The 22683-nt window shown below is 58.1% G+C and carries 24 protein-coding genes and 1 tRNA gene; 10 read left to right on the plus strand and 15 right to left on the minus strand.

Annotation, left to right across the window (positions count from 1 at the left end):
- Positions 1–26 precede the first annotated feature (26 nt).
- Both MUY35_RS05570 and regB read right to left on the minus strand, forming a co-directional pair.
- Entirely contained in the window at positions 27–1610 is a 1584-nt protein-coding gene (locus MUY35_RS05570) for a PAS-domain containing protein (RefSeq protein ID WP_248364603.1), read from the minus strand.
- A gap of 84 nt (positions 1611–1694) precedes the next feature.
- Positions 1695–3143, minus strand: coding sequence for a sensor histidine kinase RegB (gene regB, locus MUY35_RS05575; protein ID WP_248364605.1), 1449 nt, complete (start codon positions 3141–3143; stop codon positions 1695–1697).
- 101 nt (positions 3144–3244) lie between these two features.
- Here regB and MUY35_RS05580 point away from each other — a divergent pair, with 101 nt between their 5' ends.
- From MUY35_RS05580 to MUY35_RS05590, 3 genes are all read left to right on the plus strand, one after another.
- A complete protein-coding gene (locus MUY35_RS05580) occupies positions 3245–3874 on the plus strand; it encodes an SCO family protein (protein WP_248364607.1) in 630 nt (209 codons plus the stop codon).
- An 83-nt stretch (positions 3875–3957) separates the two neighbouring features.
- Positions 3958–4512, plus strand: coding sequence for an ActR/PrrA/RegA family redox response regulator transcription factor (locus MUY35_RS05585; RefSeq protein WP_248364609.1), 555 nt, complete (start codon positions 3958–3960; stop codon positions 4510–4512).
- 5 nt (positions 4513–4517) lie between these two features.
- Positions 4518–4862 carry a hypothetical protein gene (locus MUY35_RS05590; protein WP_248364611.1) on the plus strand — a complete coding sequence of 115 codons (345 nt, stop codon included), beginning with the start codon at positions 4518–4520 and terminating at the stop codon, positions 4860–4862.
- On the opposite strand, the gene MUY35_RS05595 is transcribed toward MUY35_RS05590, so the two are convergent.
- Together MUY35_RS05595 and MUY35_RS05600 are read right to left on the minus strand one after the other, a co-directional pair.
- Positions 4852–5319, minus strand: coding sequence for a GNAT family N-acetyltransferase (locus tag MUY35_RS05595; RefSeq protein ID WP_248364614.1), 468 nt, complete (start codon positions 5317–5319; stop codon positions 4852–4854). The genes MUY35_RS05590 and MUY35_RS05595 overlap by 11 nt on opposite strands.
- Positions 5316–5912, minus strand: coding sequence for an HD family hydrolase (locus MUY35_RS05600; protein ID WP_248364616.1), 597 nt, complete (start codon positions 5910–5912; stop codon positions 5316–5318). Before MUY35_RS05600 ends, MUY35_RS05595 begins: the two co-directional genes overlap by 4 nt.
- Before the next feature lie 136 nt (positions 5913–6048).
- On the opposite strand from MUY35_RS05600, the gene ahcY reads away from it, so the two are divergent.
- Together ahcY and MUY35_RS05610 are read left to right on the plus strand one after the other, a co-directional pair.
- On the plus strand, positions 6049–7440 hold the full coding sequence (gene ahcY / locus MUY35_RS05605) for an adenosylhomocysteinase (protein WP_248364618.1): 1392 nt from the start codon (positions 6049–6051) through the stop codon (positions 7438–7440).
- A gap of 9 nt (positions 7441–7449) precedes the next feature.
- Complete coding sequence (locus MUY35_RS05610) at positions 7450–8199, plus strand: extensin family protein (RefSeq protein ID WP_248364620.1); 750 nt, start codon at positions 7450–7452, stop codon at positions 8197–8199.
- A 39-nt stretch (positions 8200–8238) separates the two neighbouring features.
- Here MUY35_RS05610 and trpB read toward each other — a convergent pair whose 3' ends face one another.
- Positions 8239–9441 carry a tryptophan synthase subunit beta gene (gene trpB, locus MUY35_RS05615; protein WP_248364624.1) on the minus strand — a complete coding sequence of 401 codons (1203 nt, stop codon included), beginning with the start codon at positions 9439–9441 and terminating at the stop codon, positions 8239–8241.
- A 148-nt stretch (positions 9442–9589) separates the two neighbouring features.
- The gene (lysM, locus tag MUY35_RS05620; protein ID WP_248364625.1) at positions 9590–10012 is read right to left on the minus strand and encodes a peptidoglycan-binding protein LysM; all 423 of its coding nucleotides are present in this window, start codon (positions 10010–10012) and stop codon (positions 9590–9592) included.
- 168 nt (positions 10013–10180) lie between these two features.
- On the opposite strand from lysM, the gene MUY35_RS05625 reads away from it, so the two are divergent.
- Positions 10181–10522, plus strand: coding sequence for a DUF2853 family protein (locus MUY35_RS05625; RefSeq protein WP_248364626.1), 342 nt, complete (start codon positions 10181–10183; stop codon positions 10520–10522).
- Positions 10523–10771: 249 nt separating this feature from the next.
- On the opposite strand, the gene MUY35_RS05630 is transcribed toward MUY35_RS05625, so the two are convergent.
- Genes MUY35_RS05630 through tsaD form a run of 5 tightly spaced genes read right to left on the minus strand, consistent with a single transcriptional unit; the run spans position 10772 to position 13943 of the window.
- A complete protein-coding gene (locus MUY35_RS05630) occupies positions 10772–11158 on the minus strand; it encodes a DUF1761 domain-containing protein (protein ID WP_248364628.1) in 387 nt (128 codons plus the stop codon).
- Positions 11159–11208: 50 nt separating this feature from the next.
- The gene (locus MUY35_RS05635) at positions 11209–11628 is read right to left on the minus strand and encodes an EVE domain-containing protein (RefSeq protein ID WP_248364629.1); all 420 of its coding nucleotides are present in this window, start codon (positions 11626–11628) and stop codon (positions 11209–11211) included.
- Positions 11628–11900 carry a YciI family protein gene (locus MUY35_RS05640; protein WP_248364630.1) on the minus strand — a complete coding sequence of 91 codons (273 nt, stop codon included), beginning with the start codon at positions 11898–11900 and terminating at the stop codon, positions 11628–11630. Before MUY35_RS05640 ends, MUY35_RS05635 begins: the two co-directional genes overlap by 1 nt.
- Position 11901: 1 nt before the next feature.
- Complete coding sequence (locus MUY35_RS05645) at positions 11902–12849, minus strand: NAD(P)H-dependent glycerol-3-phosphate dehydrogenase (RefSeq protein WP_248364632.1); 948 nt, start codon at positions 12847–12849, stop codon at positions 11902–11904.
- Positions 12846–13943, minus strand: coding sequence for a tRNA (adenosine(37)-N6)-threonylcarbamoyltransferase complex transferase subunit TsaD (gene tsaD, locus MUY35_RS05650; RefSeq protein WP_248364633.1), 1098 nt, complete (start codon positions 13941–13943; stop codon positions 12846–12848). Before tsaD ends, MUY35_RS05645 begins: the two co-directional genes overlap by 4 nt.
- Before the next feature lie 91 nt (positions 13944–14034).
- Here tsaD and MUY35_RS05655 point away from each other — a divergent pair, with 91 nt between their 5' ends.
- The 4 genes from MUY35_RS05655 to MUY35_RS05670 all read left to right on the plus strand — a co-directional run bounded on the left by MUY35_RS05655 (position 14035) and on the right by MUY35_RS05670 (position 17827).
- The gene (locus MUY35_RS05655) at positions 14035–14739 is read left to right on the plus strand and encodes a uroporphyrinogen-III synthase (protein WP_248364634.1); all 705 of its coding nucleotides are present in this window, start codon (positions 14035–14037) and stop codon (positions 14737–14739) included.
- Positions 14740–14826: 87 nt separating this feature from the next.
- On the plus strand, positions 14827–16077 hold the full coding sequence (locus MUY35_RS05660; RefSeq protein ID WP_248364636.1) for a hypothetical protein: 1251 nt from the start codon (positions 14827–14829) through the stop codon (positions 16075–16077).
- A 10-nt stretch (positions 16078–16087) separates the two neighbouring features.
- Positions 16088–17590, plus strand: coding sequence for a heme biosynthesis HemY N-terminal domain-containing protein (locus MUY35_RS05665; RefSeq protein WP_248364638.1), 1503 nt, complete (start codon positions 16088–16090; stop codon positions 17588–17590).
- A 161-nt stretch (positions 17591–17751) separates the two neighbouring features.
- Positions 17752–17827 (plus strand) — tRNA-Thr (locus MUY35_RS05670).
- A 143-nt stretch (positions 17828–17970) separates the two neighbouring features.
- On the opposite strand, the gene gyrB is transcribed toward MUY35_RS05670, so the two are convergent.
- The 4 genes from gyrB to recF form a co-directional block, all read right to left on the minus strand.
- The gene (gyrB, locus tag MUY35_RS05675) at positions 17971–20388 is read right to left on the minus strand and encodes a DNA topoisomerase (ATP-hydrolyzing) subunit B (protein WP_248364640.1); all 2418 of its coding nucleotides are present in this window, start codon (positions 20386–20388) and stop codon (positions 17971–17973) included.
- A 100-nt stretch (positions 20389–20488) separates the two neighbouring features.
- Positions 20489–21109, minus strand: coding sequence for a LysE family translocator (locus MUY35_RS05680; protein ID WP_248364642.1), 621 nt, complete (start codon positions 21107–21109; stop codon positions 20489–20491).
- Entirely contained in the window at positions 21106–21522 is a 417-nt protein-coding gene (locus MUY35_RS05685; RefSeq protein WP_248364643.1) for a VOC family protein, read from the minus strand. The genes MUY35_RS05680 and MUY35_RS05685 overlap by 4 nt, the downstream gene beginning before the upstream one ends.
- Positions 21519–22625: a DNA replication/repair protein RecF gene (gene recF / locus MUY35_RS05690; RefSeq protein WP_248364644.1), complete on the minus strand. Its 1107-nt coding sequence runs from the start codon at positions 22623–22625 to the stop codon at positions 21519–21521. The genes MUY35_RS05685 and recF overlap by 4 nt, the downstream gene beginning before the upstream one ends.
- Positions 22626–22683 lie beyond the last annotated feature (58 nt).

Here is a 22683-nt window from a genome sequence, read left to right on the forward strand (position 1 = left end):
GCTCTGTCAGGGTGACGCAAGCCCGATCATGCCTCGGCAGTCAGTAACCTGTCTTGGGCGGAGGCAGGTTTGGTTTGGCTCGCGTCGAAACCAAAGCGCACCATGGTCGCCCCGCGCATCATCGGTGTAACGTCGCAAGTCAACATTCGCCCATCGGCAAGCGGCACCGTGTTGCGCCAAGCCTTTCGGTCGTGATTGGCCGCGACAAATTCTTTCAATTGTTGCCAGACGGGTGTGTCGGCGCTGACCTGTCGCCAGGTCTTCACCGCATCGCCCAGATGGATGTCGCCCAAGGTGATCGACGGGTCATCACCCCACAACGCGCTATAGGCCTTGTTCGACATCGACAGAACGCCGCCTGCGCTGAAGATTGCGATGGCATCGCCGATGCAATCCAGCGCGGCCTGTCCCATCTCAAGCTCGGATCGGAAACGGCGGGTCAGCGAGATTTCCGAACTGATATCTTCAAACAGGAAAGCCACAGCACCGTCAGGATGAGGCCGCCCGGTGACGCGATAGGTCTGTCCCGTCGGCAGTGACCAAGTTTCTTCATATGTTCCGTTGACCGCGGCAGCCTCAAGGTCCGACATCTGCTGGCGCCAAGAGATATAGTCCGTTGGTTCGGGCATCATGCGCTTTTCGCGTAGTCGGTCCAGAAAGCTGGACAAGACGGGTTTGCCAACAAGGAAATCTACCGGCAACGCGATCAAATCCGTCAGGGCGGGGTTGAACAGGGTTAGCTGCCGCTTTCGATCGAAAATCGCCAGACCGATGGGCAGATGGGCGAAGGTCTTTGTAAGTGTCGAAATAAATACGGTGCGCGAGGCTTCGGCCCGGACGATCCCGTCGGCTGGAACGGCGGTATAGAGTCTATTATTGCCCAAAGAGGCATCGTGCAGATCGAACCAGTGGCGCGTATCGTCGCCATGTAATTGAATGGCAACCCGGCCCGGCTGCGTCAGATCCTTGGCGTCAACCAGTTCGGTGCGCTGAAATACCTTTACCGGTGGCCAGATCGCGATGTCGCCCGGTTCGCCCATTTTTTCTGCAAGATCCAGATAGGTTTTGTTGGCCCATGTGATGGCCCCCCCTTCGTCTTCACGCCACACCATCAATGGCACGTGTTCAGACATGGCGCGCAGACTTTCCAGCTCGTGCTGCATGGCGTCGAAGCTCAGCCGATCCATTGCGGTTGTGGGGCCGTGGCTTTCTGCGTCGATGAGTTCGATTTTGGCCAGCCCGTCGCGCCATTCTGCGTCGATCCGATTGCTGCCATCATGCGACGTCAGGGTCAGAGTGCCAAGGTCGGCAAGTTCGCCCATCCGTTCAGTCAGGTTTGGAAAGCGGGACTGAAGCAGTTGTGCAAAGTGCTGCCAGTCAGAACTTGCACCTGTGTGTCGACCAGCCATCAGCATCTGGCGGGCCGACGGCGTTGCGTCGCAGATCGCCTCGTCATCGAATAGAAAGACCATCGAGCCGTCCGCCGCGCTGGCGTCTTGGCGCAGGCTCTTCCGGCGTCGTGTTTCCACAACCGACAAGGCCAGCAACGCCATGAAGGCGGTCAAAAACGCGACAAGGACGATCCCGATTGAAAGGAATGTGTTATACATCTGCGCACCCATCTGCCGCGGCGCATCCGTTGCGCCCGTATTGGCAGTCGGCCTTACCGTAAACACTTGATGGTTAACGAAGGTTTAACCGGTGTTTTCCCCGGGCAAGTCGCTAAGCCCGAACTGAACGTTTTCGCCCAGCCCGCCCTTGGTTGGTTTTTGTTCGATGCCGCCCGTGTCACGGGGCCAAACAACCTGAGCGATGGCGCCTGATTTCTCGCGGGGATGGGGGCGACCGGTGTAAGGCTCGGTCCCGTTGGCAAAGCTAAGCTGGGCGCCAGTGCGTTCCAGCAAGGTTTTGGCGATGAAAAGGCCAAGGCCCATCCCCTTGTATTCCCGGCGTTGCCCTTTGTCTTGCAAGGGCTTCTTGCGCCGAATGGACGGATCCCCAATCCAGCCAATCAGTTGCGGTGCATACCCGCGCCCGTCGTCGATGATGCGCAGTTTGATTTCGTCCTTGGTCCAGTCGATTTCAATCCAGACCGTTGTCGTTGCATAGTCGACGGCGTTTTGGATCAGGTTGCGAAGGCCGTGAATGATTTCGGGGCGGCGCGCGACGATCGGCTCGTCTGACGGGTCGATCAATTCCGACATCACCGAGATTTCCAGGATTTTCCCGCGGTCTGCGTGGGGTTCGGCGGCTTCTTCCACCAATGTCACCAGCGGCGCGCTTTTCATCAGCATGTCGTCCTTACCAGCACGCCCCATGGATTGAAGGATGTCGCGGCAGCGGTCTGCCTGCTGACCGATCAGGGCGGCGTCATCGCGCAAATCGGTGTTTCCGTCCAACTCGTCGACCAGCTCGGTTGCGACAAGTTTGATCGTGGCCAGCGGGGTGCCAAGCTCGTGAGCCGCCGCCGCGATAACGCCGCCAAGGTCGGTCAGCTTCTGTTCGCGCGACAGGGCCATTTGGGTGGCCTGAAGGGCTTCGGACATTGATTGCACCTCGGATGAAATGCGGCGCGTGTAAATCCCCACAAAACCAATTGAGGTGACCACGGCCACCCAAATCCCGAACACAAACAGGTCAGGCATAAGAACAGTTTCGCCCGATCGGGTGTGCAGCGGGATGTTGACATCAGCAACGGCCGTCGTCGCAGCAATCGCTACGCTGCCAACGATCACTGTCGCCCGTGTCGACAAAGCGGTCGCCGCGACTGTGACAGGAGCCACGATCAGCACGATGAACGGGTTGTGAAGCCCGCCGGTCAAGAACACCATGAATGCCAGTTGCAGTGTGTCGAACAACAGCATCCACGTGGCCTGACGTTCGTCCAGCCGCGCATTCTTGGGAAACACCGACAGCGAGACCAGATTGGCGATAGCCGCCAGCCCAATCGCCACCGCAGCAAGCCCAAGGTTGATTTGCAGCGAAAATACATAGATCGACACGACGATTGCGGCGATCTGCCCAAAAACAGCCGCCCAACGCAAGGCGACCAATGTGCGCAACAGCACCCAGCGACGTTGCAACACCTCTGGTGCTGGCTGCAACATCTGTTGGGTCGGGAACCTGCTGTTGCTGTCGGTCATGTGATCCATAACTTGCTTGTTTGGGGTTGCGTCATTCTGATCCCTTGTTAGTCCTGCACAAAAGTCGGATCAATGCCGACATATTTGCAAGGAGAAAACCGATGATGCGTGTTTATGCTGTTAGCGGGGCGGTTGCTATCGCCGCATTGTTGGGTGTGACCTGGTATGTCACCACGGGCGACGTTGACAAGTTCGCGCAATGTCGTGCGGGTGCGGTTGGCACCGGCGCGGCGTCGATCGGTGGGCCGTTTGAGCTGATAGACGAAACCGGCACGGTGGTGACGGATAAGGATGTGATCACAAAACCGACGCTGGTCTATTTCGGCTATACGTTCTGCCCGGATGTCTGCCCGCTGGACAACGCGCGTAATGCCGAAGCGATGCGGCTGTTGCAGGATCGTGGCTATGATGTCCAATCGGCCTTTATCTCGGTTGATCCAGAGCGTGACACGCCCGAACAGCTGGCGGATTTCACCAGCTATATGCACGAGGATATGATCGGCCTGACGGGCACTCCCGAGCAGGTCAAGGCCGCCAGCCAGGCCTATAAAACCTATTTCCGCAAGCAAGAGCCGGAAGAGGGGCAGGAAGACTATTACCTGGTGGACCACTCGACCTTCACTTACCTCATGTTTCCTGAGACCGGGTTTGCCGACTTCTTCAAGCGGGATGAGACGCCGGCGTCGATGGCGGACCGCGTTGGATGTTTCATCGACGCGTCAGCTAAATAGCCGCTAACGCTGCGTATAAATTGACCTTACGGTGCTTAATGCATAGATAATGTTGAATAAGACGCGAACCGGAGGTTGATCTGATGACGGCACAGGAACTAGACGCGATCGGTGAAGATGCAACCTTGCTTCTTGTGGATGATGACGAGCCTTTCCTGCGCCGCCTTGCGCGCGCCATGGAAAAACGTGGATTCGCACCGGAAACCGCTGGGTCGGTGGCTGCAGGCAAGGCGATAGCAACAGCCCGTCCGCCTGCCTATGCCGTTGTCGATCTTCGGTTGGAGGATGGCAATGGCCTTGATGTGGTCGAGACCATTCGCGAGAAACGCCCCGACGCCCGGATTGTCGTTCTGACAGGATACGGAGCGATTGCGACAGCCGTTTCGGCCGTGAAGTTGGGCGCGAGCGATTATCTGTCCAAGCCTGCTGACGCAAATGACATCATGAACGCCTTGCTGGCAAAGTCGGACGGACTGCCGCCGCCGCCAGAAAACCCGATGTCAGCAGATCGTGTGCGGTGGGAACATATTCAGCGCGTCTATGAGCTGTGTGACCGCAATGTGTCTGAAACGGCGCGGCGACTGAATATGCATCGCCGGACCCTTCAGCGTATCTTGGCCAAACGAAGCCCGAAGTGATGCGGATGTTTTTTGCAGCTGCGATGGCGGCAGGTCTGTCGGCCTGCGTATCGCCGAGCGGGTCACCCACACAGAAACGCAGTGACGTTACCATCCGTCCCGATATTGCCGGGCTGCAGGTTGATCCTATCGGACAACGGATCGACTTCGGACGCTCGCCCAAAGGCGTCGTGCCTGTCCTGGATCGCGAAATGGGGCGCCACACCGCGCTGCCGCTTGACGGTTGCTCGGCGGGCGTTGTGCAGCAGTTGCAATGGGATGATCTGGTGCTGACCTTCAGCCGCGAACGGTTTGTGGGCTGGCGACAAGGCGCGGCTTTGGCCGGAGCGACTTGCGCCGCTATGGGCTGATCATATAGCACTTTCGATCAAGCGTATTGGTCAGTTCGTGCGTTTTGAACCCCATCGCCTCGTAGTACGCAATTCCCAACGGATTATCCCGACCAATGGAAGCCTCGATCTTCTTGATCCCAGCGTCACGGGCGGCAGCCAAGCTGTCTGCAAACAGTAAACGCCCGATCCCACCCCGTCCGGCGTCCAGTGCCACATAGGTTCCGATTTCCCCCCAACCTTGGGGAGTGCCATAAGGATTATGCGCCTTGGGCAGGATCAGAGACTGAAAACCAACGATGCGCCCTGCGTCGTCTTCGGCAATCGAACAACGGATATTGTCTGGATTCTGGATGTAATTGGCCCGCATGTGTTCTGGGCTACGGGGTCGTGCACTGCGCCAACTGATTAGGATTGGAGTGATCACAGCACTCATCCCTTCGGCATCTTCGGCACGCGCTTGTCGCGTGGTGATCATGTCATCTGGCCCAACAACACATTGTGGCGAACGGAAAAGTCGCGCCGCACGTCTGCGGGCGGGCGGAGTGTTATGGACATGCCCGCAATCTGGTTGGGGTCGGGCGTCCCGAAAAACTTGTTTGATTCTTCAACCGTAAAGCCCGCGATCTGCGTCGCCTCCAGCCATGCCGAAATCCGATCCGCTTTCTTGATCGCTTTCTTGATCGTATCGGGCAGCTTGGCGGGCAGGCCGAATTTGACGTGGATGGCGGTCATCAGCCGGTCGTCAAGTTCTCCATACGCCGGACCAACCGCGGATTTGACCGGCGAGATCATGTCGCCGATTACATATTCCGGTGCGTCATGAAGAAGGGCCGCCAGACGCCATTTGTTCGGTGCTTTAGGGTTCATGCGGGAATAAAGCGCCTCGACCAGCAGCGAGTGTTCGGCAACCGAATAGGGAAAATCGCCATGGGTCTGCCCGTTCCAACGCGCAACAAAGGCCAGCCCGTGGGCGATGTCCTCGATCTCGATATCCATCGGAGTCGGGTCCAGCAGGTCCAGACGACGACCGGACAGCATCCGTTGCCATGCGCGGGGTTGTTTGGGCATCTCGTGGTCTCCTCGCGTGTTCAGGGGCGCACTCTGGTGTTTTTGCGCGCCAAGTCAATTGGCGTTGATTGCCAGCACGCCAATAGAATGATACGGCACCAGCCAAACGCACCGGGTTCTGTATCGGAGAAACACCGTGACCAAAGATTATATCGTGAAAGACATCAACCTTGCCGAATTTGGTCGCAAGGAGCTGAATATTGCCGAAACCGAAATGCCGGGCCTGATGGCTTTGCGCACGGAATACGGCGAAAGCCAACCGTTGAAGGGCTCGCGGATCGTTGGGTCGCTGCATATGACCATTCAGACTGCCGTGTTGATCGAAACGCTGGTGGCGCTGGGTGCCGATGTGCGCTGGGCGTCGTGTAACATCTTCTCGACCCAGGATCACGCTGCGGCGGCGATTGCCGCAGGCGGCACGCCGGTCTTTGCGATCAAGGGCCAGTCGCTGGAAGAGCATTGGGATTATCTGGACCGCTCGTTCATGTTCCCCGAGGGTCCGAACCTGATCCTGGATGATGGTGGCGATGCCACGCTTTACATCCTGCTGGGTGCACGTGTTGAAAACGGTGAAACGGACCTGATCGAAACGCCCACCTCGGAAGAGGAAGTGGCGGTCTTTGCCCAGATCAAGAAGCGCATGAAGGCCAGCCCCGGTTGGTTCACCAAGATGCGCGATCAGATCAAAGGCGTGTCCGAGGAAACGACCACTGGCGTTCACCGCCTGTATGATCTGGTGAAGCAAGGCCAGTTGCCGTTCCCCGCGATCAACGTGAATGACTCCGTCACCAAGTCGAAATTCGACAACAAATATGGATGTAAAGAATCTCTGGTCGATGGCATCCGCCGCGCCACCGACACGATGATGGCCGGCAAGGTTGCCGTTGTCTGTGGCTACGGTGATGTGGGCAAGGGTTCTGCCGCATCGCTTAGCGGTGCTGGTGCCCGGGTGAAAGTCACCGAAATCGACCCTATTTGTGCGCTGCAAGCCGCAATGGACGGGTTTGAGGTTGTGACGCTGGAAGACGCCGTGGCGGACGCCGACATCTTCATCACCACCACCGGCAACAAGGACGTGATCCGTATCGAGCATATGCGCGCGATGAAGGATATGGCGATCGTTGGCAATATCGGCCACTTCGACAACGAAATCCAAGTTGCCAGCCTGAAGAACCACAAGTGGACCAACATCAAAGAGCAGGTGGACATGATCGAGATGCCGTCTGGCAATCGTCTGATCCTGCTGTCCGAGGGTCGTCTGCTGAACCTCGGCAACGCAACCGGCCACCCGTCCTTCGTGATGTCAGCGTCGTTCACCAACCAAGTGCTGGCGCAGATCGAGCTTTGGACCAAAGGCGAAGAATACAAGAACGATGTCTACATCCTGCCCAAGCATCTGGACGAAAAAGTTGCCCGTCTGCATCTGGACCGGATCGGCGTGAAACTGTCCAAACTGAGCAGCGAGCAGGCCTCCTATATCGGCGTCACGCCAGAAGGGCCGTTCAAGCCCGAGCATTATCGCTACTGATTCTGCGCGATGAGCGAAGAGAAACAGCGCCACCCCGTTCTTCGCTGGGTGGCGCTGTCTGTTTTATCGGCGATTTTCTCAGCCGCGCTGTTCAGTCTTGTGGCGCTGTGGGTGTTGCTACGACCCGATGGGCCATTGCCAGATCATTGGAACCCAACGAAACGGCTGACAGTCGCCGCCCCGGTCACGTTTGTCACTCGCGTTCAGATGATGCGCGCGCTGGGTGACATTGCGGAATGCCGCGCCGTTCTGGATCAAGCGGGTGTCGCGTTTGCGCCGATGAGCGACCTTGAAGTGGACGAAAACTGTGGCATCGCGGGGCGTGGGCAGCTGTCGGGTTTGGCCAATTCGCGGTTGAATAGGGTCGAAACGCGCTGCGCCACGGCTTTGCGTCTGACGATGTGGGAGGAGCACGTGGTCCAACCCGCAGCGCGCGATTTGCTGGGCAGCGAAGTCGCTGCGATCACACAGATCGGCAGCTATAACTGCCGCAAGATGCGCACCAGTCGCGGATCAGACGGACGGTGGAGCAGCCATGCCAAGGCCAACGCCATCGACATCACAGGTGTGCGGCTGGCCGATGGTCGCCGACTAACATTGCTAGAAGATTGGGATAGCGACGGCCCCGAAGCAGAATTTCTGCGACGCATTTGGCGTGGGTCATGCGACTGGTTTCGGCTGGTGCTTGGGCCAGACTATAATCAACTGCACGCCGACCATCTTCATCTGGAAAACACCGGCTGGGGCTTTTGCCGGTAGGATGGCCCCACACCATTGCGGGTGCAGGGCCAAGTTGGATTAGTCACCAAATCCGAAGGTCTCGGTCACATAGTCGATGTCTTTGTCGCCACGGCCCGACAGGTTGATCAGGATCGACTTGCCGGGGTTTTTCGGTGCTTCGCGCATCGCAAAGGCGACGGCGTGCGCGCTTTCTAGTGCCGGGATGATCCCCTCATGACGGCTGAGCGCATAGAAAGCATCCAGCGCCTCTTTGTCATTGGCAGAGGTATAGTTGGCCTTACCAGTGCGATAGAGATGCGCGTGCTCTGGCCCGACACCGGGGTAATCCAGACCCGAGGCGACCGTGTGCACAGGCGCGGGATCACCCTTTTCGTCCTTCAGAACCATGGTGCGGAAGCCGTGGATATCGCCATCTTCGCCAAACGAGATGGTCGCGGCGTGATCGCCCAGCTTGGACGACGTGCCCATCGGCTCCACCCCATGCAGCGATACGTCTTCATCGTCGATAAAGCCCGAAAACAGGCCCATCGCGTTCGACCCGCCGCCGACACAAGCCGCGACCATATCTGGCAGCCCGCCGGTCATCTCAAGGAACTGCTCGCGCGACTCGACGCCCACGATGTGCTGAAAATCACGCACGATCAGCGGGAAGGGATGGGGGCCGACGACCGACCCGATGGCGAAAAGTGCTGTGTCCGCCTGACCCATATAGCTTTCAAAGGCGCTGTCCACAGCCTCTTTCAGCGAACGTCCGCCGAACCCCACAGGCACAACTGTAGCACCCAGAAGCTTCATCCGGGTGACGTTCGGGGCTTCTTTGGCAATGTCGATTTCGCCCATGTGAATTTCGCACTCCAGCCCGAAATAGGCGGCAGCGGTCGCCAAGGCGACCCCGTGTTGCCCCGCACCAGTTTCGGCCATCAGCTTTTTCTTGCCCATGAACTTGGCCAGCAAACCCTCGCCCATACAGTGGTTCAGCTTGTGCGCGCCCGTGTGGTTCAGATCTTCGCGCTTGGCGTAAATCTGTGCACCATTTGACAGGTTCGAAAGGTTCTTGAGGTAAGAGATCGGCGTGGGCCGCCCCTGGAAATGTTTGCGGATATGGCGCAGCTCGGCAATGAAATCGGCTGATTTCGAGATGCGGTCATACGCCTCGCGAATTTCCTTGAAATGAGGCTCCAGCGGCGGGGGCAGCATCGCGCCACCGTAATTGCCGAACATGCCGTCACGGGTCGGAGTGGATTTTAGATATGATGCCATCTTGTCTTATGTCCTCGCTTGCAAGTTTGATCAGATCAGACAGCGACTTGCCTTTTGTCACAAGGCTAAAATTGCCGCAGGGGTTGATAAGACAACAAAAAAGCGGCCCGTTGTGACACGGGCCGCCCTTGCAGTGATCAAATTCAGATCAGCTGGGAATGCGTAGCTTCTGACCCGGATAAATCAGGTCAGGGTCTTTCAGCATCGGCTTGTTGGCTTCAAAGATCTCTTTATAGCGCGCGCCGTTGCCGAGCGTCTTTTCAGAGATCGCCCAAAGCGTGTCACCTTTTTCGACGGTGTGGAATGTCGGGTCGCCTTCCAGATCGGCTTCAACCTCGCCGACGCCTTCAACGTTACCGACGGCCAGAATGACCTTTTCACGATCTTCCGCACTTAGGTTTTCGCCACCAGATACGGTGACTTTTTCGCCATCAACTTTGATATCCAGCCCGGTCGTGTCGATGCCAAGATCGGCCACTTCCTTATTCAGGGTGTCGGCCGATGCGCCTGCGTCATCACCGCCACCAAACAGCGACTTTCCAGCGCCTTTAACAAAACTCCAAAGACCCATAGGTTCCTCCATTACCATAACTTTGTATGAGCGGCATCCTGCGCGAAATGGGCCGGGATGCCTAGGGGGAATACTGGTGTAAATTTTTCCTTTGACCAATTGGTGATTGGGCCTAGTCTCATCGTCGAATTGGGCTTCGGCCCGTTGGTAAAATTATGGGAGACCAAAATGGGTAAACGTGACGAACTGATTGCAAAGTATGCAGATGACCTGAAATCGAAATGTGGCATGACACCGGATATGGACCTTTTGACCAAGGTGACCATCGGTTGTGGCCCCGCGATTTATAACGCCGACGCGTCGACCGTGGCAGCTGGGCAGGATAGCGAGCTGGAGACTGTGAAAGACAATTTCCTGGTCAAGAAGCTTGGTCTGGCTGATGGTCCGCAATTGATGGATGCAATCAACGCCGTCATCGAAACTTATGGCCGAAGCGAGCGCAACAAGTATCGCGCCGTCGTTTATTACATGCTGGTCAAGCATTTCGGCAAAGAATCCGTTTACGCCTAAAGCTGTACGGATCATGACAGAAGGCGCTGCCATTTCGGCGGCGCCTTTTTTAATGGGACGTTAACATATTGAATTTGAATAGTTTTGTCTGATCTTGACAGTTGCGAACCGACATCGCCCACGCTAGGTTGAATTCGAAGGCTAGGATGGCCGGACCCGAATTTCAAAGTCGCTTGTGGTGCTGGGGAGCACGTGGGGTGGAAAGGAGGGGCCGAGACGTCAGCCCCTCCTTTCTCGTTTGACAGCATGCTAGAACAGGGCAAGCACCAGCCCGATCACCGCGCACCCACCTGCGGCATAGCCGCCGTCGATCCAGATCAGGCTTTTGTCCCGATCGCCGAACATCACGTTGTTTACGATCCACGGTGCGGCAACAAACAGGCCCAGACCAAGACCCGTGGTCAGGCCTTTCCCGACGCTATCAATCCCGGCCATGACAAAGATGTGGCGCATCATACCAGCGACGACGATGGCGCTGACGAAAGCGACGATGAAAGGCAATGGCGACTTGTCCGTGGGTTGACCGTTTTCGTCCACCGCAATGCCCGTGGCCTTCACCCATGGCTTTGCAAGCGCCATGTACCAAATTGCGCCAAACGCGTAACCTGCGATGGCTGCGATCAATACCTGCAACATAAACTGTCCTCCTGCGCGCGTTTATGGTGTTGGTAACTATGCCACAAAACCTACTCAGTGTCGCCAGAAAGCGAGAGGATGATCCCCCACTCCTCTTCCGTTACGGGCTGAACCGACAAGCGCGAGTTGTTGACAAGCACCATGTCTGCCAGGCGCGGGTCATCCTTGCACATGGCCAGTGTGACGGGTTTTTTCAGTGGCCGCACCGCCTTGATGTCGACGCAGTCCCAGCGTTCGTCATCGGTGGTGCTGTCGGGGTGGCTTTCCGCGATGACTTCGACAATGCCCACGATCTCTTTTTCTTTCTGCGAGTGATAGAAGAAACCCAGATCGCCGATTTTCATCAGACGCATGAAGTTGCGCGCCTGGTAATTCCGCACACCGTCCCATTCTTCGCCCTCGTCGCCTTTTGCGACCTGCTGATCCCAGCTCCAGGTCGAAACTTCGGATTTGAACAACCAATATGCCATCAGCCGACCACCCGCTTCCATTGTTCAATACGGACGTCCGCGAACAAGCCTGCCTTCGCATAGGGGTCGTTGTCCGCCCATGCCTGTGCGGCGTCCCTGTCTGCCACATCAAGGATCAGAAGTGATCCGCACATCGTGCCATCAACGTCAAGAAACGGGCCAGCTTGGGTGACAACGCCAGTGTTCTTAATATACGCCAGATGCGCTTCGCGATTGGCTTTACGGATTTCGATTGCACCGGGCTTGTCGGTGCAGATGATGGCTACGAGCATGTTATTCCTCCTTCAGGGGGCGGGTCAGCAGCATGTTGACCGCCTCGTTAATTGTCAGGTGATTTTCCAAAACGGCCACAACCATATCGGCGATTGGCATGTCCAGCCCAGTCTTTTTCGCAAGGTTAGAGACTGCTTTGGCCGTCGCCTTCCCCTCGACCGTTGTGCCCTCGGGCAATGGATCGCCACGACCAAGGGCCAGCCCATAGGCAAAGTTGCGCGACTTCTCGGACGAGCAGGTCAGGGCCAGATCACCGAAACCGGACAGGCCAGACAGGGTGTCAGGGCGCGCGCCGCGGGACAGGGCAAAGCGCTGCATTTCGGCGAAGCCGCGGGTCATCAGCGCGGCATGTGCGCTTTCGCCAAGCCCTGCGCCGACCGCGATGCCACAGGCAATTGCCACGACGTTTTTCAAAGCCCCGCCAATTTCGACGCCGATAAGATCGGCGCTGCGATAAAGGCGAATATTCGGTGTCGACAGGGCAGTTTGCAGGGCGTGACCGTCTTCAATTGCAAGAGTCAGCGCCGTTGGAAGCCCGGCCGCGATATCCACGGCGAAGCTGGGCCCAGACAAGATAGCCGGGGTTGCCAAGGGGCAGGTGTGGCGGATGATTTCAGCCGGGCCAAGGCCGGATTTCAGGTCGATGCCTTTGCAGCACGCCACCAGTATCTTGCCGTCCAATGTGGCCGCGTGATCCGTCAAAAACTGGGACAGGCTTTGCATCGGCGTGGCCAACAGCAAGATGTCGGCTTGTGCCGCCAGCGCCAGATTGTCAGTGACCGTCAGACATTCTGGGAATGTGAAGCCGGGAAGGCGGCGTTTGTTTTCGCGCGCCGACGCCATGTCTGCCAAGTCACGCGCCCACAGGGTCACCAGTCGCCCATCGCGCGCCATCGAAATCGCCAAAGCTGTGCCAAATGCGCCTGCACCCAAGACCGAAACCTTCATGCCTTTGCCCCCTTCTTCCCCGATCCAAGCATGGCGGGTGCCTGCTGGTCCAGAGGCCAACGTGGTCGGGCTTGCAACGTCATGTCATCCCGCTCGCCCGCGCGAAAACGCTCGATCCCCGCCCAGGCGATCATCGCAGCGTTGTCGGTACACAGGGCAAGGGGTGGGGCAAGGAATGTGGTGCCTGCATCGTCACAAACAGACTCTAACGCACCGCGAATTGTCATATTTGCCGCCACACCACCAGCAACTGAAAGCGCTGGGGTCCCAGGCGACAACTGAAGATACTTGGCCAGCGCGCGGCGCGATTTCTCGGCCAGCACGTCCGCGACGGCAGCCTGAAAGCCTGCGCAAAGATCGGCGCGATCGGCGTGGCGCAAGCCGCCATGTTCAGCAACAAGTCGGTCGCGTTCACGGAGCAGCGCTGTCTTTAAGCCCGAAAAGCTCATGTCGCAACCGGGTCGATCCAGTAGTGGTCGCGGGAACTTGAACCGGTTGGGATCGCCCGTTTTCGCCTCACCCTCGACCGAGGGTCCGCCGGGCTGCGGCAGGCCCAGAAGCTTGGCGGTTTTGTCGAATGCCTCGCCGGGGGCATCGTCAATGGTGCCACCCAGACGGGTGAAATCGTCTGGTCCCTTGGCAATCAGAAACTGACAATGACCGCCCGAGACAAGCAAGATCAGATAGGGGAACGGGGCTTGATCGGTCAGGCGTGGGGTCAAAGCGTGACCCGCCAGATGGTTAACGCCGATCAACGGCAAGCCGGAGCCGGCCGCCAATCCCTTCGCACACATAACCCCCGCCACCACGCCGCCAATCAGGCCGGGGCCTGCAGTAACGGCAATGCCGTCCAGGTCGGACAGGTGCAAATTGGCCTGAATTAGAGCCTCTTCCACGCAAATATCCAGCTTCTCGGCGTGCGCACGGGCGGCGATTTCGGGGACAATGCCGCCAAAATCGGCGTGCAGATCGGTCTGCCCCGCAATGACCGACGACAGAATTTCCGGCAATGCGCCAGGTGTGTGGCGCACCACTGCAGCAGCGGTGTCATCACAAGAACTTTCCAGCCCAAGAAGGGTTACTGTTTTCGTCATCGCGTCTGGTTTCCAAGCGGGATCGGTTGCGGTCAGGGGTCGGGTCGGGGTAACACCACAGGTGATACGAGACAATCCCGGCAGGCCTCCCATGTCCACCCCAAAGACCTTGGTTCTTACCCGACCAGATATCAGTTCTGCACAGGTGTTGGGGCAGATCGAAGCCGCCGTCGGTGCCAAGGTTCACGCAGTTCTATCGCCCATTCTAAAGATCGTGCCCGGCACCGACTGGCCCGATCTGTCGCCCTATGATGTGGTGATCGCGACGTCGGTTCATGCCATTCATGGGCCGCTGACTGGCAAGCCGGTTTTCTGTGTTGGCGTGCGTACGGCTGAGGCTGCGACAAAGGCTGGCGGGAATGTGCGCCATTGTGCGTTGGATGCGGCTGCGCTGATCGCGTGGATCAGGACACAGCCGAACCCCGGAAAGATCGTGTATCTGCGAGGGTCGCACGTTGCGACGGATATTCCGGCGGCGTTGGCAGAGCTGTCCATCGAAGGCTGCGCCTTTCAGACCTATCGACAAGCGGAACAACCACTGAGCCAAACCGCTCGCGAGGTTATTGAAGGGGACAGGCCTGCAATCCTTCCCCTTTTCTCGCCACGTTCTGCGCGGTTGGTTGGGAAGGCAATTGGGCAGACGGGCTGCGACCTTCATGTCATAGCAATAAGCGACGCGGCGGCCGAGGCGTGGCACGGACAGACGGCGGAAACAGCTAGGGGATCGTGCGAAGTGGTCGACCAGCCCACGGGCGAGGCTATGGTGAGCAGGATTGTCGCAGCACTGCAACGCTGACCTTGCTTGAGCGCGGAGGGGTCCCAAGCTAAGCTGAGACCTCAGACGTTCCGTGATTTTCATTAAGAGATTCGAAAGGTTCCGAAATTGGCCAAATCCCGCAAACCAGCTAAGGACACGCCAGACCCGGTCGAAGATGCCGTGGTCGTTGACGAACCCAAAACCGCTGATCCGAAAACGACCGACGATCCGATCGAACCTGAGACATCGAAACAGACGCCACCCGACGATGATCAGACCGATGCCGACGCACCTGCCGCGAGCACTGATGATGAATCCTCTGAGGACGCGCCTGCCTCATCAGAGCCAACTGATACCGTTGTGACCAAGGATCAGCCCGCGCCGCGTGGCGGCTCAACCTTTTTGCCGCTGTTGCTTGGCGGGGCCGTTGCGGCAGCGCTGGGCTTTGGTGCCGCGCGATATCCGGACCAGTGGCCTTTTGCCTCGCAACCCTCCGTCGACCCGGTCGAGGTCAAGCTGACCGATCTGGGCGATCGTCTGGCGGGGCTGGAAAATACAACCGCGTCGCAGTCGGAAGCATTGACGGCCTTGCAAGGCGACACCGGCCTTGATCGGTTGCGCGGCGAGATCGGTGGCGAGCTGGATCAGATGCGCACGCAGTTCGAAGCGCTCTCTTCAACGCTGCAAAACTTGGAAAATCGCGTTCACACGGTAGAGAAATTGCCCGAAGGCTCGGGGATGGAAGCCGCCGCGGCCGCTGCAGCCGCATATGAGCGCGAATTACAACAAATGCGCCAGATGCTTGACGACGAGCTGGCGCGCATTGGAACTGCCCAAGAAGATGCGCAAACGCTTGAGGTGAATGCAGCAGAGGCCGCCAAGGCCGCCGCCGCGCGCGCCGCGATGTCGCGGGTGTTGGCGGCGCTTGAAAGCGGGCAGCCCTATGATGATGCCCTGTTTGATCTGACCCAGAATGCGGGTGTCGATGCGCCTGACGCATTGGCCGCCCATTCCGAAAACGGCATCGTCACGCTGGCAGCACTACAAGCAAGCTTCCCCGAAGCGGCGCGCGACGCGTTGAATGCGTCGATCCGGGCGGCGGTGAAAGATGGGCAGATGGACCGGGTGACGGCCTTTTTACGCACCCAACTGGGTGCTAGGTCGCTCGAACCGAAAGAAGGTGACGACCCCGACGCAATCTTGTCGCGGGCCGAAGCTGCCCTGAAAGACGGACGGATTGACGCGGCCCTGACCGAGCTTGAGGCCATGCCAGATGCTGGAAAACCAGCGCTTGAGGCATGGATCGCGCAGGCCACCGCCCGCAAAGACGCGCTGGAGGCAGGACAAGCCCTGGCCCAGCAAGTGAACAGCAACTAAGGACGCAACGATGCTCTGGTCTCTTTTCAAGATTATTTTATTCGTGACTGCCATCGCGTTGCTGACGCTTGGGGCAGGCTATTTGCTAGAGACGGACGGCGGCATTCGAATTGCGGTCGGATCAACAGAATTCAACATGGAGCCGTTGCAGGCGGTTATCGCCGGTGTGCTTCTGGTGGTGGCAATCTGGCTTGCGATCGTTGTGATCGGACTGATCGTCGCGTTTGTGCGCTTTGTGAACGGGGACGAGACAGCGATATCGCGTTATTTCGACCGGTCGCGTGAACGCAAGGGCTATGAAGCATTGGCCGAAGGCATGATCGCGCTGGCGTCGGGTGAAGGCAGCACCGCGATGTCCAAGGCCAGCCGGGCCGAGAAATATCTGCGCCGACCAGAACTAACCAACCTTCTGACCGCGCAGGCGGCGGAAATGTCAGGCGACAAACGCAAGGCGGATGAGGTTTACAAACGTTTGCTGAAGGATGAACGGACGCAGTTTGTCGGCGTGCGCGGCATCATGAAACACAAGCTGGCCGAAGGTGATACGGAAACCGCGATGAAGTTGGCGCAGAAAGCGTTTGCCCTGAAGCCCCGCCATACCGAAACGCAAGATGTGCTGCTGGGCTTGCAAGCCCGCCACAATGATTGGTCTGGCGCGCGCAAAACGCTGGGTGCGAAATTGAAATACGGCGCTTTGCCGCGCGATGTGCACAAACGACGCGATGCAGTGCTGGCCTTGTCGGAAGCCAAGGGCGTGCTGCTGGAAGGCAATGACATCAAGGCGCGCGAGGCCGCGATAGAGGCGAACCGACTGTCGCCAGATCTGGTGCCTGCCGCCGTTATGGCGGCTCACACCTATATCGAAAACGGCAAACCGCGTTACGCCACGCGCGTATTGGTCAAGGCGTGGACCGCACAACCACATCCAGACATCGCCGCAGCATTTGCCGAGATCGTTCCCGATGAAACGCCAGCGGACCGATTGAAGCGGTTCCGCGCGCTGACCAAACATCGCGACGGAGATCCTGAAACGCGGATGCTGGTGACCGAGTTGAATATCGCAGCTGAGGATTACGTCGAAGCGCGCAAAGCGCTGGGCGATCTGCCCGATGTTCTGCCAAGCCAGCGCGCCCTGACGCTTCTGGCCGCGATTGAACGAGGCGAAGGGGCGGATGATCAGACGGTGCGCGCGCTTCTGGCGCGGGCGGTCACAGCGCCACGCGGTCCACAATGGGTCTGCGAAAACTGCAACCATGTTCACGCAGCATGGGCCCCGATCTGTGATGGATGCCAAGGCTTTGACACGCTGGCATGGAAGTCAGCACCCGAAACTGACAATGCCACGCAGGGTGGTGCCGAGATGTTGCCAATGATCGTGGGCGAAGCGGACCCGGCCGACGAAACAGCCGAGCTTGTTGATCCGGACATCGAGCATGAGGGCGAGGTGCTGGACGCCGAACTGGTCGAGGGTGAACCCGACACCCCGCAGGAAGATGACACGCAAAAAACCTAGCCCGTCGCGCCAATACGACGACTTCGGGCTGGATCAGTGTGCGACCTTCGGTAAAATCGTGTGGTGCTGCCTCGCAAGCATGAAATTCACTTGCACAGAGCGCAACCCGCGTCTAGAACCCCGATCGCTGCCGCGCTGATTTGGCCGGTGGCCATTTGTGGGCCGCTGTAGCTCAGCTGGTAGAGCACGTCATTCGTAATGATGGGGTCGGAGGTTCGAGTCCTCTCAGCGGCACCACTTTCCCGAATTCCCTCGCAGAATGCGCCCGCAGACGTGGTCGCTTGTGTAATGCGATGCCCCCGATTTGGAGACATCGCCTTCAATTACTTTGGTCCGCAGAGAAAGGTCCTGCGTAATTTTACGCACTGCCGCCCGTCGCGCTAGAAATCCAAATTCTCAACTGATAGGGCGTTTTGCTGGATAAATTCGCGGCGGGGCTCAACAATGTCGCCCATCAGCTTGGTGAACAGATCGTCGGCATCGGCCAGATCATCCACTTTCACTTGAAGCAGTGTGCGGGCTTCCGGGTCCAGCGTGGTTTCCCAAAGCTGGCCGGGGTTCATTTCGCCCAGACCTTTATAGCGTTGCAGGGTCAGGCCTTTCTCGCCCTCGGCAAGGATGGCTTGCAGTAGATCAATCGGCCCTTGCACCAAAATCTCGCGTTCCTTGCGCAGGAGGGTGGAGCTGTCGCGGTAAACGTCGCGCGTGTCTTTTGAGACCGACGACAGGCGGCGTGCCTCGCCCGAACGAAGGACAGCACCGTCAAGGGTGCGGATTTCTTCGACGCCACGCAGAATGCGCGCCAGTCGAATGCCGTGGTCCTGTGTGATCCGGCCTTGCCAGCCGCGTTCGTATTCCACTGCCACTTTGTCCAGACGGGCCGCGACGCTTTCGGCGACGGCTTGCAGGTCGGCATCCACACGGCCTGGATCAAATGCACCAGCTAGGGCCGCCTGTTCCAGAATATTGCGTGGATAATGGGTCGGGAAGGCTTCCAGAATGCGACGGAAGTTGCGGGCGGCCTCGACCACGCGGGCCAAGTCGGCACCGGCAAGCTCTTCCCCGTTGGCAAGGCGCAGCACGGTGCCGTCTATGCCTTGCTCAATCAGGTAATCTTCCAGCTCAAGCTGGTCTTTCACATAGACCTCGGATTTGCCGCGGCTGACTTTGTAAAGCGGCGGCTGCGCGATATAGAGGTATCCGCCTTCAATCAGTTCCGGCATCTGGCGGAAGAAGAAGGTCAGCAGCAGGGTTCGGATGTGCGCGCCATCGACATCCGCGTCGGTCATGATGATGATCTTGTGATACCGCAGCTTTGAGATGTCGAACTCGTCGCGTCCGATCCCGGTGCCGAGCGCTGTGATGATGGTGCCAATTTCCTGACTGGACAGCATCCGGTCAAACCGGGCCCGTTCGACATTCAAAATCTTTCCGCGCAGGGGCAAAACGGCTTGATTGTGGCGGGATCGACCCTGTTTTGCTGACCCACCAGCCGAGTCACCCTCGACCATGAACAGTTCGCGTTTGGCGGGATCGCGTTCCTGACAATCAGCCAGTTTCCCCGGCAGCGACGCGATATCAAGCGAGGATTTCTTGCGCGTCATCTCGCGCGCTTTGCGGGCGGCTTCGCGAGCCAAGGCGGCTTCGATGATCTTGCCCACGATCATGCGGGCGATCTGCGGGTTTTCATCAAACCATTCTTGCAGCTTTTCGTTCATCAGGCTTTCAACGGCGGGGCGAACTTCAGAGCTGACAAGTTTGTCTTTTGTCTGGGACGAGAATTTAGGGTCCGGCACTTTCACGGACAGAACACAAGTCAGCCCTTCACGCGCATCGTCGCCGGTAAAATTGATCTTCTCTTTCTTCGCCAAGCCGGACGAGTTGGCATAAAGGTTCAGCGTGCGCGTCAGCGCCCCGCGAAACCCAGCGAGGTGAGAGCCGCCATCACGCTGCGGAATGTTATTGGTAAACGGCAGCACATTTTCGTGGTAGCCATCATTCCACCACATCCCGACTTCAACGCTGATCCCGTCTTTCTCACCCGTCACGAAAATGGGGTCCTCCATCAACGGGGTCTTTGAACGGTCGAGGTATTTTACGAATTCTTTGACGCCACCCTCATAGTGCAATTCGGTGCGAAGCTTTTCGGCGGGGCGTTCATCCTCGATGATAATGCGCACGCCGGAATTCAGAAAGCTCAGCTCGCGCAGGCGGTTTTCCAGTGTTTTGAACTGGTAGTCGAGGTTCGAGAACGTGTCGGTTGAAGCAAGAAACCGCACCTCGGTTCCGGTGCGATCACCGCAATCACCCACAACGGTCAAATGTTCGACGGTGTCGCCACGCTCAAACCTGGCGACATGCTCTTTGCCGCCGCGCCAGATGCGAAGCTCCAGCCAATCGGACAATGCGTTCACCACCGACACACCGACGCCGTGCAGGCCGCCCGACACCTTATAGGAATTCGAGTCAAACTTACCGCCCGCATGAAGCTGCGTCATGATAACTTCGGCGGCCGAAACGCCTTCTTCCTGGTGGATATCGGTCGGAATACCCCGACCATTGTCGGACACGGAAACGGAGTTATCGGCATGAATAGTAACATTCACAGCGTCCGCATGACCTGCCAGCGCTTCGTCAATGCCGTTGTCCACGACCTCGTACACCATATGGTGCAGGCCTGACCCGTCATCGGTGTCACCGATATACATACCAGGACGTTTCCGGACGGCCTCTAACCCTTTGAGAACTTTAATGGATTCGGCACCGTATTCGGCACCGTTCTGCGCGTCATCAGCCATGAAGGACTTCCTGTTCGTTGTTCCGGAAAATATAGGGTTTTTTGGGGGTGTTGTCACCCATCCGACACAAGATTTAGTGTTAATCAGTCGGCTTTTTCACTTAGGTGAATGGTATGATCAACCCGACCAGAATCAGCATGGTTCCAGCCGCCAAATTCATCCGTCTGACGGCATTTGGTGATGACAGAAGAATGCGTGCCCGATCAATGAAAAACGCAATGGTTAGATTGCCAAGCAACGGAACCACGAATGATGCAACACCGATGGCAGCAATATCAGTCGCGGTTAGTCGGGAAAGGTCGAAAAAGCCGGGCAAGACTCCCATATAGAACAAGATCGCCTTGGGATTGGCGATAATCACAATCAAACCAGCGACGAAACCGGCCCAAATTCCGGGGCGGGTCAGTTTTCGGTCGCCTGATACGGCGTGGCCAGCGGATCTTATGATAGTGACGCCCAGCCAAATGAAGAACAGCGCTGCCACGACCTTTAGGACGAGCATCGCCCCGCCGAAACTGGACGCGACCCAACCCATCCCAAGCGCCGCGAGAACGGACCAGAAGATGTCGCCAACTGCGACGCCCAGCGCTAATGGCCAAGCCTGAGCATATCCACCGGCCAAAACGCGTGCCACCAGCGCCACCCAGACGGGGCCGGGGGTTAGAAACAGGATGAACAGGCCGACAACATAGAAACCAAGTTCGACAAGCGTGATTGTCACGTCAGATGCCCGTCTTCATCCATATCCCAAAACGGGTTCATGGCGTATTCCCACAAATGGCCGTCGGGGTCGGCGACATAGCCTGAGTATCCGCCCCAAAAGACCTTCTCTGGCCGGGCAACTTCGCTTGCGCCTGCGGCAAGGGCTTTTTCAAACGCCGCGTCTACGTCAGACTCGGTCGGGAAGCACTGCGCAAGGGTCATTGCGCCGGTTTTCAGGTCTTCCACTTTGCGGCCGGTATCTTTCGCTAACCCCTCAAGCGAATAAAGCCCGAATTTCATGCCGTTCATGTCGTAGAAGGCAACGTCGTCCTGCACGTCGGATGGTTTCCACCCAATCGCTTCATAATACGCGCGGGTGCGGGCCAGATCTTTCACGCCAAGGGTAATCAATGTCACGCGGTTGGTTTTCATATCGTCACCTCTTCAATGAGCGAGCTTCCATCGATCTCGCTGACTTCATAATGGCTTGCGCGGTCGCCAAGCTCGGCAAACAGTTCGGGGCCTGTGCCCGTCATGAAGGCTTGCGCCCCCAACGCGCAAACTTCGTCGTAAAGGGCTGCGCGACGGCCAGCATCCAGATGTGCGGCGACCTCGTCCAGCAGCAAGATTGGCGGCGCACCAAAACTTTGCGCTAATGCGCGGCTGTTCGCCAGAATAAGCGATACAAGCAGCGCTTTTTGTTCCCCCGTTGAACAGTCGCGCGCCGCTACACCCTTGGCGGCATAGACGGCGGCCAAATCCGACCGATGAGGGCCAACCAATGTGCGCCCCGCCATAAGGTCGCGCGGGCGGCTTTCAGCGAAGGCTTGGGCCAGATTAGTCTCTGTTTCGGGCAGATGAACGTCATCGGGTTGCACCAAAGACAGATCAGCGATGGGGAACGCAGTTTCTGCTCGCGCTTGGGCCGCGATCAATTGCGCCACAGCCGCGTTTCGGTTGGCGATGATGTCGACGGCGGCGCACGCCATCTGTGCCTCTAGCGCGTCAAACCAATGCGCGTCCCGCTGACCATCCTTCAAAAGGCGGTTGCGCTCGCGCATCGCTTTTTCGTAGGTCAGAACCGCATCTGCGTGGTTTGGCTCGAAACTCATGGTCATTCGGTCTAGGAAACGCCTGCGACCTTCGGCCCCTTCGACCCACAAACGGTCCATCACCGGCACCAGCCAAACGACGCGTGCAATCCGGCCCAGCGCCACTTGCGGGGCGATCTTGCCATCAATTCGAACCTGCCGTGTGCCGCCAGCTTCGACCCAGGTTTCGACCTCGTGCGTTTGGTGCAGGCTTTGCAGGGTTGCGGTGACCTTCCAGCCGACCCCTTCGGGCCGACGGATCATCTCGTCCACCGTTGCGCGCCGCAACCCGCGACCCGGCGATAGCATCGAAACGGCTTCGAGTATGTTTGTCTTGCCCGCCCCGTTGCGCCCATGGATCGCCACGGGGCGCCCATCAAGCGACAGTTGGGCGACCTTGTGGCTTCGAAAATGGCTGAGTGTCAGTTCCCGCAGGGCCAGCATCACCCGACCCGTTTTATTTTCTTACTGAAAATATCCCCGCCGGAGGCATAGGAGCTTG

Source organism: Aliiroseovarius sp. S1339 (assembly GCF_023195695.1).
In the GTDB taxonomy this organism is placed as follows: Bacteria; Pseudomonadota; Alphaproteobacteria; order Rhodobacterales; family Rhodobacteraceae; genus Aliiroseovarius.